Raw genomic sequence first — 13,248 nt, 5'->3', positions numbered from 1 at the left:
CGGCCTCGACGGGGAGCCGCGCCCGCGCTGGCTGATCCCGACCACACTGCTGACGGCGTTGGCCGGGGCGCTGCTCTTCGTCGCCTGGACCCGCCAGATCTAGGCACACGACGAGGCCCCTCCCCGGCGTCGGGGAGGGGCCTCGTCGACGTGACTACAGCTCGATCGAGCGCCGGCGGGCGACCTCGGCCAGGGTGACGGCGGCCGCCACGCTGGCGTTGAGCGACTCCACCTCGGAGATCATCGGGATGCTGACGGTCAGGTCGCAGGTCTCACCGACCAGCCGGGACAGCCCGCGCCCCTCGGAGCCGACCACCACCACGAGCGGACCGACGGCTGCCTCCAGGTCGTACAGGTCGGTGTCGCCGTCGGCGTCCAGGCCGACCACCATGAAGCCGGCGTCGCGGCACGCCTTCAACGAGCGGGTCAGGTTGGTCACCTGCGCCACCGGCACCCGCGCGGCCGCGCCGGCGCTGGTCCGCCAAGCGGTCGCGGTGATACCGGCGGCCCGCCGCTCGGGTACGAAGACACCCTGCGCGCCGAACGCGGCGGCCGAACGGATCACCGCGCCCAGGTTGCGCGGGTCGGTGACCCCGTCCAGGGCGACGAGCAGCGGCGCCTGCTGCTCCAGGGAGGCGGCGACCATGTCGTCGAACGGCTGGTACGCGAAGGGCGGCACCTGCAACCCGACGCCCTGGTGCAGCACCCCGCCGGTCATCCGGTCCAGTTCGGCGCGGCTGATCTCCAGGTTGGCGATGCCCCGGTCCGCGGCGGTCCGGATGATCTCGTTGATCCGGTCGTCCATGTCGATGCCCTGGGCCGTGTAGAGCGCCGTCGCCGGCACCTGGGCGCGCAGCGCCTCCAGCACCGGGTTGCGCCCGACCAGCAGTTCCGGGGTGTCCTTCGACGGGTTGGACTTGCGCCCGGGCGCGACCCGGGGGCCACCGCGGCCGACGGGCTTGCCGCCCCGTCCGGCGGCGCCACCGCGGCCGGCCACGCCACCCCGACTGCCCGGTACGCCCCGGCCGCCGCCCTTGCCCCAGGTGGTGTCCTTGCTGCCCGGCTGACCGATCTTCGGGGCACGCCCCTCCTCGGCCGCCGCCCGGCGCTCCTTGTCCTGCTTCCAGGCGGTGCGCTGGGGCAGCTTCTCGGTGCCCGAGTAACCCTTGTGCCACGGTCGTTCGTCGGCGGGCAGCGTACGCCCCCGACCGGTCAGGGAGTCCTTGTTCTTGCCGCCGGAGCCCTTGGGGGCACCCGCCTTCGGCGTCAGTCGCCGGCCACGGCGCTGCGAGTTGCCGGCCATCAGTCCTGCTCTCCAATAGTCCAACGGGGGCCCTGGGGGGTGTCCTCGACCACCACGCCGGCCAGCTTGAGCTGGTCGCGTACGGCGTCCGCGGCGGTCCAGTCCTTGCGGCCCCGGGCCTGCGCGCGCTGCTCCAGGGCCAGCGCGATCAGGGAGTCCACCACGGCGCGCAGGTCATCCGAGCGGCCGCCACCGGTCCACGCCGGGTCGAGGGGGTCGATGCCGAGGATATCCAGCATTGCCCGCACCACGGCCAGGGTGGTGCGGACGGTCACATCGTCACCGACGCTGAGCGCGGTGTTGCCGTCCCGGATGTGCTGTTGCAGCACGGCCAGGGCAGCGGACGTGTTGAGGTCGTCGTCCATGGCGGCGACGAAACCGGCCGGAAGCTCGCCGAGCTGCCCGACGCCTACCCGCTCGGCGGCCCGCTGGACGAAACCCTCGATCCGGCGGTACGCGGTGGCCGCGTCGCGCAGCGAATCCTCCGAGTAGTCGATCACCGAGCGGTAGTGGGCGGCGGCGTAGTAGTAGCGCAGCTCCACCGGCCGTACGCCAAGCGAGTCCACGTACGCCAGGCCCAGCGCGTTGCCCGCCGACTTGCCCATCTTGGCCCCGCCGATGCTGAGCAGCCCGTGGTGCACCCAGTAGCGGGCGAACGGCAGCCCCGCCGCCTGGGACTGGGCGATCTCGTTCTCGTGGTGCGGGAACGTCAGGTCCAGACCGCCGCCGTGGATGTCGAACTCCGGGCCCAGGTAACGCCAGCACATGGCCGAGCACTCGATGTGCCAGCCCGGGCGGCCCAACCCCCACGGCGACGGCCAGTAAGCGTCCGCCGGCTCGTCCGGCTTGGCGCCCTTCCACAGGGCGAAGTCGCGCGGGTCACGCTTGCCCCGGTCGGGGGCGTCACCGGCCGACTGCATCGCGTCCGGGGACTGACCCGACAGCGACCCGTACGCCGGCCAGGACGCCACCTCGAAGTAGACGTCACCGGAACCGTCGGTGGCCGGATAGGCGTGCCCATCGTCGATCAACTTGGTGATCAGCTCGTGCATCTCCGGGACGTGCCCGGTGGCGCGCGGCTCGTAGGTGGGCGGCAGCACGTTCAACGCCCGGTACGACTCGGCGAGGATCAACTCGTTGGCGTACGCGATCGACCAGAACGGCCGACCCTGCTCGCCCGCCTTGACCAGGATCTTGTCGTCGATGTCGGTCACGTTGCGGATGAATGTGACCTCGTAACCGGCGGCCAGCAACCAGCGGCGCAACACGTCGTAGTTGACGCCGGAGCGAAGATGGCCGATGTGCGGCGGCGCCTGGAGGGTGAGACCACACAGGTAGACCCCCACCTTGCCGGCTTCCCGCGGGACGAAGTCCCGCACCGATCGGGTGGCGGTGTCATACAGGCGTAGCGTCACCGTACAAGGGTAGCCGTCCACGCCTGTCCGGATCCGCCGGTGCCGGGTCGTACGCTGCCAGACGTGGATGCGACAGCACGCTCCGGTGAGCCACCCGCCAGCGCCGAGGCTGTCGTGGCGTCGGCCGACGTGGTCGCCGGGCGGGGTGGGGAGACCGCGCAGACGCTGGACCGGGGGCTGCGGCTGCTGCACCTGGTCGCCGACGCACCGGGCGGCCTCACCGTCACCGAGGCCGCGACTCGGCTGGGGATCGGCAGGGCCGCCGTCTACCGGCTGGTCGGCCCGCTGACCGGGCACGGAATGCTGCGCCGCGACGCCGACGGGCGGCTCCGCCTCGGCGCAGGGGTGCTGCACCTGGCCCGCAGGGCCCAACCACTGCTCGCCGAGGGCGCGCTGCCAGCCCTGCGTCGGCTGGCCGAGCAGGCCGGCGCGACCGCGCACCTGACCGTCGTCGAGGGCGGCGAGGGCGTCGCACTGGTCGTGGTCGAGCCGAGCTGGACGTCGTTCCACGTGGCGTACCGGACGGGGGCGCGGCATCCGCTGGATCGGGGGGCGGCGGGGCGGGCCATCCTGGCCGGCCGGGCCGGTGTGGCGGAGCCGGTGAGCAGCAGCGGGGAGTTGCAGTCCGGGGCGTACGGGGTGGCCGCGCCGGTGCTCGGCGTACCCGGGTTGGAGGCGAGCGTGGGCGTGGTGGCCCTCGCCCCGCTGGACGTCGGACTGGTCGGCCCGCAGGTACGGGCCGCCGCCATGGCCGTCGCCGCCGCCCTCCGCTGACCCTGACCCTGACCCTGACCCGCCAACCCGGACCCGCAGCCTTGATCGACTCGAGATCGCCGATGTGGCGGTATCTCCGCCAATCGATACCGCCACTACGCCGATATGGTGTTGATCTCGCCGTATAGCACCCCGAACCGGGTGTCCGGTGGTCATCCACAGGCACGCTCGGGCGGCCTCCCCGGCGCTGTCCACAGGGGTATCGGGCGCCGGGGCGGAGGTCCGAGTCTGGGCACATGCCTCCTCGTCCCCACCGGCCTCCGGCCCTCGCCTGGCAGGTCTTCCGCGGCTCGGACGTGATCCGACAGGGCCTGGCCACCCGACACCAGCTACGTGGCTCGTCCTGGATCCGCCTGCGGCACGACGTGTACGCCGACGCGCGCCTCGACCGCGACCACGCGCTGGCCTGCCGGGCAGCGGCGTTGCGGCTGCCACCCGAGGCAGTGATCGCCGGCCCGTCGTCGGCCTACCTGCACGGCGTCGAGCACGCCGCGGGGTTCGACGACGACGTACACGTCCTGGTGCCGAAGGCTTGTCGGGTCGACTCCCAACGCCGGCTTCGCGTGCATCTGCTCGGCGCCGACGCGCCGGCACTCACCGGCGCGAGTCCGGCCGCCGCCCCACCCCTCCTCCCACCGACCGGCGACGTAGGAGGCGCCATCGCACCGCGCCGCACAGACCCCACCTCGGCAGCCTGGGAGACGGCTGTCTGGCTGGATCCGTTGCGCGCCGTCCCGATCATCGACTCGCTCCTGGCGTGCGGCCTGACCACCCAGGCGGCGCTGACGACCGTCGGCACCGCCAACGCGGACCGGCCGGGCGGCCGCCGGGCGACATGGGTCTTCGGCCTGGCCGATCAGGGCGCGCAGTCGCCCCCCGAGTCGCAGCTACGGGTACGTCTGGTGCTGGGCGGGCTTCCCCGGCCGGTGACCCAGCACCCGATCCGCGTGGCCGGCGGGCTCGTGCTGCATCCCGACCTGGCCTGGCCAGAGTTCCGGGTCGCCGTCGAGTACGACGGCCGGTGGCACTCCGATCCGGAGCAACTACACCGTGACCGCCGTCGGCTCAACCTGCTCGTGGGTGCGGGGTGGTTGATCCTGCACGTCACCGGTCGACGGCTGCACAACGACTTCCCGGCCGTCCTGGGGGAGGTCAGATCAGCGTTGTTGTCCCGCGGCTGGCGTCGGTGAGCGCCCGGGCGCTCAATCAACTCCAGCCCACCGACATGGGGGCATCAGACAGGGCCGCAGCCCGCCAGATCGCCGATACGGAGTCGATCAATGACAGGCGGCGAGCATCTCGTCGAGGACGGCGGCCAGCGCACCGGTCACCGCGGGGCGCAGGTCCAGCAGGGTCTCGTCAGCGTCGAACACCACTGTGGTCAGCACTTCGTCACTGTCTCAGCGGTTGGCCGCCAGCGCGGGCTCGGGTGGGGCAGGTGCGGGCGAGGCGCGCAGTTCGTCGAGGCGTACGAGCGCGACCCCGGCGACGATCAGCGCGCCTCCGAACAACTGCCAGGCGGTGGGCAGTTCGTCCAGGAGCAGCCAGGCGATGAGCACCGCGAAGAGCACCTCGGTCAGCCCCACGAACGAGGACAGCCGGGGCCCGAGGATCCGGGTGCCGGCGACCCCGGCCAGGTACGCGACGACGGCGGCGACCAGGGAGAGCCCGACGATGGGCAGGAGCCAGCTGGTGCGCTGCCCGGCGAAGGTGACCTCGCCGAAGGTGGCGTGCAGCGGCAGCACACCGGTGAGCCCGATCAGGAGCAGTACGGCGGCGCCGACGGCCATGCCGCCGCTGGCCATGGCGACGGAGGGCAGCCGGGGGTCGACGCGGCCGGCGAGGACGAAGTAGCCGGCCAGGCCGAGCGCGGCGCCCAGCCCCCAGAGCACGCCCACCGGGTCGAAGTCGGCGTTGCCGGCGAGGTCCAGCACGAACGCCAGTCCGGCCAGGGCGGCCACCGAGCCGACAACTGTGAGCTGGCGGGGACGCTGCCCGTGGCGCAGCCACATCCAGCCGACGACGAGGATGATGCCTAGGTATTCCAGCAGCAGCGCGACGCCGACCGGCAGGTAGCGCACGGCGTTGAAGAAGCAGGCCTGGGCCAGCGCGACCCCGAGCAGCCCGAACATGGCGATCGCCGTGGTGTTCCGCCGCAGCACGTCCCATCTGCCGCGCAGCGACAGCACTGCGGGGATCGCCAGCACCAGGGCGGCGATGCCGACCCGGGCGATGACGGCGGCCTCGGCCGACCAGCCGGCCTCGATGAGGGAGCGCGCGAAGGTGCCCGAGGTGGCGAAGGTGACAGCGGAGAGCAGCGCCAGCGCTGCCCCGGCGGCGGCGGGTCGTCGGTGCATCTCGCGCTCCTCGGTACGACACGGGTGTCATGAGCAAACTATCCTTGTGCCCATGACGCTAGGCGTAGCCTGTGACAGGAGTCAAGTTGCTTTTCGCTCATGACACCGAGTGTTCGCTGATCGCCGCCGCGGCGCTCGTCAACACGGCGGGCCGCGACGGCGAACTCCTCCCCGACGTCGCCGCCCTTGACGCGTTCTTCGTCAGGCACGGCTACAGCGGTCGACACGAGCACACCGACGCCGAGTTGCACGCCGTCCGGGAGCTGCGGCCCCGGCTGCGCCGCATCTGGTACGCCGACCCACCCGAGATCGTCACCCTGGTCAACGGCCTGCTGCTGGAGCACCGGGCGCTGCCGCAGCTCATCGAGCACGACGACGAGCCGTACCACCTGCACGCCGTACCCCGGGACGCCCCGCTGGCGACCCGCATCGCGGTGGAGGCGGCGATGGCAATGGCCGACCTGGTCCGCGCCGGCGAGCTGCGTCGACTGCGGATCTGCGAGTTTCCGGACTGCGACAACGTGGTCGTCGACCTGTCCCGCAACCGGTCGCGGCGCTTCTGCGAGGCCGGCTGCGGCAACCGCGCGGCGGTGACCGCCTACCGGGCGCGCAGGGCCGCGGGCCGTTCCTGAAGGGCGTCGGCCCGCACCTCGTACTCCACCTCGCCGTGCTCGGTGCCCGGAATCGGGTCGTCCCACTGGAGGTGGAAGGTGCGCACGTGGCGCAGACCCGCCTTCTCCAGCACCCGCCGGGACCGGTCGTTGACCGCCATCGTCTCGGCCCAGACCCGACGCACGCCCACCAGGTCGAAGGCGTACCGGACCAGCGCCCGCGCTCCCTCGGTGGCCAGGCCGCGCCCCCATGCCGAGCGGCGCAGCCGGTAACCCAGCTCGGCCTCGGTGCCGTCGACCGACGGGTCGAGCGCGAACCAGCCCAGGAAGTCGCCCGTCCCCCGGTCGAGCGCCGCCCAGCGCCCCAGCCCGGGATGCCTCTCGTACTGGGCGAGCAACTTCGGCAACTGCTCATCCCGGACGGTGGCGAGCGGCGTGGCCACGCCACCGGTGAGGAAGCGCATCACCTCCGGGTCGCTGTCCAGCTCCACAAGCGCGTCCACGTCGGCGATCGTCAACCGCCGCAACAGCAGCCGCTCGGTCGCCGCAGGCACTCCACCCATGGCCGGATCATCCCGCCCGCCCGGAGACCGGTCGAGCCATTTACCCAGGACCCCGCGACCGCCGTCGCGGGCGAGGCGGTCGGGTCAGCGCGGAGGCGCGACCACGAAGAGCCGCCAGGAGTACGCGTCGACAACGAGCACGGGTCCGTCCGGGTCCTTGCTGTCCCGCACCCCAACCACGCCCCCGAGATTCGTAGCCACCTCGACGCAGTTGTTGTCCTGGTTGCTGCGGCTGCTCTTGCGCCAACGAGCGTCGATCAACTCCACGACTCAGCCACCTCGCTGATCAACTCAATGGAAGCCTGCGGGGGCAGGGCCTCGCCCAGGGTAGCCTCCCATACCCGCTGCAACCGCAGCAGATCCTGCGGCTGGTCCAGCTCCTGCCCACGGACCTGACACTCCATATAGGCCAGTTCAGTGCCGTCGGGCAGGGTGGCGAGCGCAAACTGCCCACCGAGCCCCGGATACTCCTCGGCGGATCGCGGCACCACGTGCAGCCGCACCCTCGGGTGCCCGGTCGCGATGCCTGCCAGGTGCAGCGTCTGGTCTCGCATCACCTTTCGTCCGCCCACCCGTCTCCGCAGCACCGCTTCGTCCAGCACAGCCACGATCTGCGGTGACCGTTCACCGTGCAGCACCTCCTGGCGGTTCATCCGGTCGGTCAGTCGCCGGTCGACCTCCTCGGGTGCGAGCAGGCCGCCAGCTTCAAAGACCGAACGGGCGTAGTCCTCCGTCTGGAAGAGCCCTGGCACGTAGCGGGGCTCGTACCACCGGACCGTCCGCGCCTGCTCGAAGATCGCCTGCCAGCCCCGTAGCCATGGCTGCGCCCGGTCCAGGCTGACCAGTTCCGTGGACATGCGGCCGAAGAGGCCGCCAGTGTCCAGGGCGCGGTCGACCAGTTCGAGGTACTTGGCCGTGGGCGGCTGCTGGCCCAGCTCGACGGCGCTCACCATCGACGCCGAGTAGTTGACAGCCCTGGCCAGCTCGTCCTGACTCCAGCCGCGTCGAGCCCGCGCCCGACGCAGCTCCGCGACCAGGAATGCCGCCGCCGTCATCTGCCCATCGGCCATGCCCAACCACTCTCCAACCCGCCGACGATCAACTCCAGCCGATCACCAGAGCCGGCGCGGCCGGGAACAGGGCAGCCATGACAGGTCTGGCGAACCCTTCCGAACGTAGTCGTCCGGTCACCAGACTGTGAAGGCGGCACCGCTCCCCGTCCCCCGGGATCTGTGGCGTCGCTCGGGACCGCCCGCTCCCCCGTGCCGGGCGGTCCCACCCCCGGGACGAAGCCGACGAGCTGCGCACGATCGTGCTCGACCCTGGAAGTAGTGGGGTCCTGGCGCGCGGATACCCCTCGATCCAGGATCGAGCGTGATCGTGGCAAGGCACGGCACGGGCGCCAGAGCGAGCGGGGTGATGCCACAGACGGTTCAGCTCCAGAGGAAGGCCGCAGCATGCCCCGGACCGCGCCGGACGACGACCGCACGACCACACCCCGTCGACCGCACCTGCCGCTGCGCCCGCTCTGGCTCTGCCGGGTCTGCGCGGCGCCCTGGCCGTGCCCGGTCGCCCGGCTCAGCCTTCGCCAGGAGTACGCCCACGACCGGATCGCGTTGAGCATCTACCTGTGCACGGTCCTGCACGACGCGGCGGCCGACCTGTACCGCCTCAACCCGCACGACGGGCCGGACCCGACAGCGCTCTTCGTCCGCTTCCTCGGCTGGGCGGCACCGCGCGGCGGCCCCGCCTCAGGGGTGGGTCATGCGGAGTAGGTCCAGGGTCTCGTCCAGCTGGGTTTCGGTGAGCTTGCCGGAGTCGACGTGCCCCCGGGAGATCACCACCTCGCGGATGGAGGTCTGCTTGGCCAGCGCCTCCTTGGCGATCGAGGCGGCCTCGTCGTACCCGAGGTAGCGGTTCAGCGGGGTGACGATCGACGGCGACCCTTCCGCGTACGCCAGGCAGACCTCGGCGTCCGCGACCAGGCCGGCCACCAGGCGGTCGGCGAACAGCCGACTCACGGCGGCCAGCAGCCGGATCGACTCCAGCAGGTTGCGGCCCATCACGGGGAGCATGACGTTCAGCTCGAAGTCGCCCTGGGAGCCGGCGAAGGCGACCGTCGCGTCGTTGCCGATCACCTGGGCGCACACCTGGCGCATCGCCTCGGCGACGACCGGGTTGACCTTGCCCGGCATGATCGACGAGCCGGGCTGGAGATCGGGGATGCGCAGCTCACGCAGGCCGGCGCGGGGGCCGGACCCCATCCAGCGGATGTCGTTGGCGACCTTGTAGAGGCCGACGGCCACTGTCCGCAACTGCCCCGACGTCTCCACAAGCGCGTCGCGGGCCCCCTGCGCCTCGAAGTGGTTACGCGCCTCGGACAGCGGCAACCCGGTCGACCCGCGCAACTTCTCGATCACTGCGGCGGCGAACCCGAGCGGGGTGTTGATCCCGGTGCCCACGGCTGTGCCACCCAGCGGCAGCTCGGCCAGCCGGGGTAGCGAGCCCTCCAGCCGCTCTACGCCGTAACGCACCTGGGCGGCGTACCCGCCGAACTCCTGGCCGAGGGTGACAGGGGTGGCGTCCATCAGGTGGGTACGCCCGGCCTTCACCACCGTCTCGAACTCCGCCGCCTTCTCCTCCAACGCGGCGGCGAGGTGGTTGAGCGACGGCAGCAGATCTTCCACGATGAACTGCGTGGCGGCCAGGTGGATCGACGACGGGAACACGTCGTTGCTCGACTGGGACGCGTTGACGTGGTCGTTGGGGTGCACCGGCGAGCCCAGCTCACGGCTGGCCAGGGTGGCGATCACCTCGTTGGTGTTCATGTTCGACGAGGTGCCCGAGCCGGTCTGGAAAACGTCCACCGGGAACTGGTCGTCGTAGCCGCCGTCGGCCACGTGCGCCGCCGCGGCGGCGATGGCCGCCGCGACATTCGCGTCGATCACGCCCAACTCGCCGTTGACCTCGGCCGCCGCGCCCTTGATCTGCGCGAGGGCCTTGATCTGGGCCGGCTCGATGCCCCGCCCGGAGATCGGGAAGTTCTGCACCGCGCGCTGGGTCTGCGCCCGCCACAGCGCCTCGGCGGGCACCTCCACCTCGCCCATCGAGTCGCGTTCGATCCGGTATCCGGTCGCCTCTGGAGTCGTCACGCGTACCATCCTGCCGCGCCCGTGGCCGACTCGCAGATGATCCGTCAGCCCAACTCGGCGAGCAGCCGTTCCACCTCGTGTCGATCCGGCGACTCGATCTGCCGAAACAGCGCCAGCGCCTGCTCCAGGTGGACGCGGGAAGCCGCCGGGTCGGTGGCCCACACGCTGCGGGCGATGCCCTCCAACGCCCGGGCCTGCTCATAGCGGGCACCGAGCCGGCTGGCGTCGGCGAGAACCCGGCGGTACAGGTCGAGCGCGCTCGCGGCGTCCCCCTGTTCCAGGATCGACCGGGCCAGCAGATTCCGTGAGGCACACTGCCCGACCCGGTCACCGGCGTCCACCATCGCCACCAGCGCCTCCCGGTGTCGGGCGGCGGCACGCTCGGGCTCTCCGGCGACGCGTTCCATCACACCGATCTCGTTGAGCACCTCCCCCTCGCCGAACCGGTTGCTGTCCTGCCGTTTGAGGTGGAGCGCGACCCGCAGCAGACGGCGGGCGGGCCCCAGATCACCCATCCGGTGCCGGACCATGGCGAGGTGACCCATCGCGTTCTCGGTCTGCCGGCGGTCCTGCGCCTGCCGGGCCAGCATGAGGTGCAGCCGGATCAGGCGCAGCGCCTCGTCGTAGCGGCCCCAGCCGATCAACGTGTACGACAGGTTGTTCAGCAGGTTTGTCGTCGCATTGACGTCGTCCATCCCCCGGAGCAGGCCGAACGCCTCGTCGAACTTCGCCTCGGCCTGATGGAGGTCACCGTTCGCGGCGTACGAGATGCCCAGGTTCCACAGCGTGGTGAGCACGTCGCCGCGCAGGCCGAGCCGTTTGCGCAGGGTCAGTGCCACCTCCATCGCCTTGATCGCCTCACGGAAGCGAGCCAGGCGGAAGTACGCCGAGGAGACGTAGTTGAGCATCGTGGCGACGGCAGCCTCATCGCCCAGCCGCTCGGCGACACGAAGCCCGATCGTGTGGGTCTCGATCACCTCGTCGAGGTGCCCGCTCTCGAAGTTGAGTCGCCAGCAGGCACGGGCCAACTGCCAGCAATGGACGGGGAAGGACTCCTCCTCGGCCATCCGGACCAGCGCGGTGAGCGCGACATGGTTCTCCTCGAACCACGCCCGCCCCTCGGCCACCGGAACGGCGACCAGGTCGGGCCGGCCGGGCGTGTGCGCGGGGATGTTGCGGCGACTGCCCGCCGCCTCGATCGTCCGGGCGATCCCCAACGCGACGGACAGGTGATGGTCCAGCAGTCGCTCGAGGGCAGCCCGGCGCTCCCCCTGCCGATCCGGGCCGACGAGCAGCAACCTGGCGTACTCGCGAAGCAGATCGTGTAACCGGTACCGACCCGGCTGCACCTCCTCCACCAGGTGCGCGTCGACCAGCTCGTCGAGCAGTTCCTGGGTTTCGGCCAGGGGCAGCTCGACCAGGGCTGCGGCGACCCGACTGTCCAGGCGCCCACCCGGATACAGGCCGAGCAACGGAAACAGACGCTGTGCCAGTGGCGAGACCTGCGCGTACGACAGGGCGAACGCCTGCCCCACCGAACGCTGCCCGGCGGTCAGCTCGGCCAGTGGACCCGCCCCGGCGACCAGCCGCTCGGCGAGGTCGGCGACCCGCCAGCGCGGTCGGTGCACGAGGCGTGCGCCGGCCAGCCGGATGGCGAGCGGCAGGTGGCCACAGCGACGCGCCACCTCGGCTGCCGCCTCCGGTTCGGCGGCGATCCGCTCCACGCCGGCGACCCGGCCGAGCAGTTCGATCGCCTCGTCGGCGTCGAGCACTGGCAACGACGACGGGCGGCCCTCGTCGAGCCCGACCAGGCGACGACGACTGGTGATCAGGATCAGGCAGTGCGAGCCGCTGGGCAGCAGCGGGGCCACCTGGTCGGCGGTGCCCGCGTTGTCCAGCACCACCAGCGCCCGCAGGCCGGCCAACTCCGTCCGCCACAGCGCCAGCCGGTCGTCCGTGTCCTCCGGTATCCGCTCGACCGGCACACCGAGCTGGCGCAGCAGGGCGGCCACGGCCGCGGCCGTCGTCAGCGGGCGGCGTTCGCTGTGCCCGTGCAGGTCGATGAAGAGTTGGGCGTCCGGGTAGCGATCGGCGAGGGCGGTGGCGACGTGCACAGCGAGTGTCGTCTTGCCGCTGCCGGCCATTCCGTCGATCAGCTGGATCCGGGTGCCGTCCTCCTCGATCTCCTTGACCAGGCGATTCAGCGTCTCCTGTCGACCGGTGAAGTCACCGATCGCGCGGGGCAGCGAACGGACCGGCAGCGTCGACCGTGCCTCCCGACCGACCAGGGCCAGGTCGCCCGCGAGCACCCGCTGGTGCAGCTCCTGCAACTCGGCGCCCGGTTCGATGCCCAGCTCGTCGGCGTACAGCCGCCGGCCCTCCCGGTAGACCGCCAGCGCGTCGGCCTGCCGGCCGACCGAGGAGAGAGCGAGCATCAACTGGCCGCGCAGACGCTCGCGCAGCGGATGCTGGTCGACGCTCTCGGTCAGGTCCTCGATCAGCTCCGCGGCACGCCCGAGGCGCAGCTCGACGTCGACGCACTCCTCCAGCACCGTGAGGCGCTGCTCGTCGAGGGCCTGGGCGCGACGACGGATGTTGCGGCTCGGGATGCCCCCGAGCGCCGGTCCGCGCCACAGCGCCAGGGCCGCGCGGTACCGCTCACGGGCGTCGCCCAACCGGCCGGCCGCGACGGCGGCACGCGCGGCCTCCACCGTGCGGGCGAAGACGTCGGCGTCCAGGTCGTTCGGGGCGGTACGGATGCCGTACCCGACCGGGTCGGTGATGATGGTTTCCGGGGTGAGGCCCAGCTCGGTGAACCTGCGGCGCAGCCGCGAGACGCAGGTCTGCAACTGGGCCCGGGCGGTGGCCGGAGGGTTCTCCTCCCACACCGCGTCGACCAGTTCCTCGACGGGCACCAGCCGTCCGGGGCGCAGCAGCAGCATGGCGAGGACGATCCGGTCGCGGCCGGCGGTGACGGTGGACTCGCCACCGCCGACCCGCAGAGGCCCCAGGATCCCGAACCGCATCTACTCCCCCGCATCAGTGTTGCAACTTCAGCAGAGTAGTCCGGCGA

12 protein-coding genes and 1 pseudogene are annotated in these 13,248 nt (G+C 71.8%); 4 read left to right on the top strand and 9 right to left on the bottom strand.

All coding sequences use genetic code 11. From position 1 onward, the window contains the following. Positions 1 to 154: 154 nt before the first annotated feature. Both rlmB and cysS read right to left on the bottom strand, forming a co-directional pair. Positions 155 to 1,303: a 23S rRNA (guanosine(2251)-2'-O)-methyltransferase RlmB gene (gene rlmB / locus AB0N27_RS21740; protein WP_364372643.1), complete on the bottom strand. Its 1,149-nt coding sequence runs from the start codon at positions 1,301 to 1,303 to the stop codon at positions 155 to 157. Beyond that, positions 1,303 to 2,718, bottom strand: a complete 1,416-nt coding sequence (gene cysS / locus AB0N27_RS21735) for a cysteine--tRNA ligase (protein ID WP_364372640.1) — start codon at positions 2,716 to 2,718, stop codon at positions 1,303 to 1,305. Before cysS ends, rlmB begins: the two co-directional genes overlap by 1 nt. A gap of 114 nt (positions 2,719 to 2,832) precedes the next feature. Here cysS and AB0N27_RS21730 point away from each other — a divergent pair, with 114 nt between their 5' ends. Then, positions 2,833 to 3,492: a helix-turn-helix domain-containing protein gene (locus AB0N27_RS21730; RefSeq protein WP_364373369.1), complete on the top strand. Its 660-nt coding sequence runs from the start codon at positions 2,833 to 2,835 to the stop codon at positions 3,490 to 3,492. Positions 3,493 to 3,728: 236 nt separating this feature from the next. Beyond that, positions 3,729 to 4,682, top strand: a complete 954-nt coding sequence (locus AB0N27_RS21725; protein ID WP_364372637.1) for a hypothetical protein — start codon at positions 3,729 to 3,731, stop codon at positions 4,680 to 4,682. A gap of 91 nt (positions 4,683 to 4,773) precedes the next feature. Here AB0N27_RS21725 and AB0N27_RS21720 read toward each other — a convergent pair. Beyond that, a pseudogene (locus AB0N27_RS21720) lies at positions 4,774 to 4,880 on the bottom strand (HAD family hydrolase); the annotation flags it as partial. Positions 4,881 to 4,892: 12 nt separating this feature from the next. Next, positions 4,893 to 5,849 carry a DMT family transporter gene (locus AB0N27_RS21715; protein ID WP_364372634.1) on the bottom strand — a complete coding sequence of 319 codons (957 nt, stop codon included), beginning with the start codon at positions 5,847 to 5,849 and terminating at the stop codon, positions 4,893 to 4,895. 86 nt (positions 5,850 to 5,935) lie between these two features. Here AB0N27_RS21715 and AB0N27_RS21710 point away from each other — a divergent pair, with 86 nt between their 5' ends. Next, positions 5,936 to 6,481, top strand: a complete 546-nt coding sequence (locus AB0N27_RS21710) for a CGNR zinc finger domain-containing protein (protein WP_364372631.1) — start codon at positions 5,936 to 5,938, stop codon at positions 6,479 to 6,481. Here the strand turns inward: AB0N27_RS21710 and AB0N27_RS21705 are convergent. The 3 genes from AB0N27_RS21705 to AB0N27_RS21695 all read right to left on the bottom strand — a co-directional run bounded on the left by AB0N27_RS21705 (position 6,448) and on the right by AB0N27_RS21695 (position 8,093). Further along, positions 6,448 to 7,023: a GNAT family N-acetyltransferase gene (locus tag AB0N27_RS21705; protein WP_364372628.1), complete on the bottom strand. Its 576-nt coding sequence runs from the start codon at positions 7,021 to 7,023 to the stop codon at positions 6,448 to 6,450. The genes AB0N27_RS21710 and AB0N27_RS21705 overlap by 34 nt on opposite strands. A gap of 84 nt (positions 7,024 to 7,107) precedes the next feature. Continuing rightward, positions 7,108 to 7,290, bottom strand: coding sequence for a DUF397 domain-containing protein (locus tag AB0N27_RS21700; RefSeq protein WP_364372625.1), 183 nt, complete (start codon positions 7,288 to 7,290; stop codon positions 7,108 to 7,110). Then, entirely contained in the window at positions 7,281 to 8,093 is an 813-nt protein-coding gene (locus AB0N27_RS21695) for a helix-turn-helix transcriptional regulator (protein ID WP_364372622.1), read from the bottom strand. Before AB0N27_RS21695 ends, AB0N27_RS21700 begins: the two co-directional genes overlap by 10 nt. 387 nt (positions 8,094 to 8,480) lie before the next feature. Here AB0N27_RS21695 and AB0N27_RS21690 point away from each other — a divergent pair, with 387 nt between their 5' ends. Next, positions 8,481 to 8,798, top strand: a complete 318-nt coding sequence (locus tag AB0N27_RS21690; RefSeq protein WP_364372620.1) for a hypothetical protein — start codon at positions 8,481 to 8,483, stop codon at positions 8,796 to 8,798. Here the strand turns inward: AB0N27_RS21690 and AB0N27_RS21685 are convergent. Both AB0N27_RS21685 and AB0N27_RS21680 read right to left on the bottom strand, forming a co-directional pair. Beyond that, positions 8,775 to 10,184 carry a class II fumarate hydratase gene (locus AB0N27_RS21685; RefSeq protein WP_364372617.1) on the bottom strand — a complete coding sequence of 470 codons (1,410 nt, stop codon included), beginning with the start codon at positions 10,182 to 10,184 and terminating at the stop codon, positions 8,775 to 8,777. The two genes, AB0N27_RS21690 and AB0N27_RS21685, sit on opposite strands and share 24 nt — an antisense overlap. Positions 10,185 to 10,219: 35 nt before the next feature. Then, on the bottom strand, positions 10,220 to 13,201 hold the full coding sequence (locus tag AB0N27_RS21680; protein ID WP_364372614.1) for a BTAD domain-containing putative transcriptional regulator: 2,982 nt from the start codon (positions 13,199 to 13,201) through the stop codon (positions 10,220 to 10,222). Positions 13,202 to 13,248: the final 47 nt, after the last annotated feature.

Origin of the sequence: Micromonospora sp. NPDC093244 (genome assembly GCF_040683695.1) — a bacterium.
Lineage (GTDB): Bacteria > Actinomycetota > Actinomycetes > Mycobacteriales > Micromonosporaceae > Micromonospora.
Note: the sequence above shows the minus strand (reverse complement) of the source record. Positions and strands in the feature narration are given on the sequence as shown.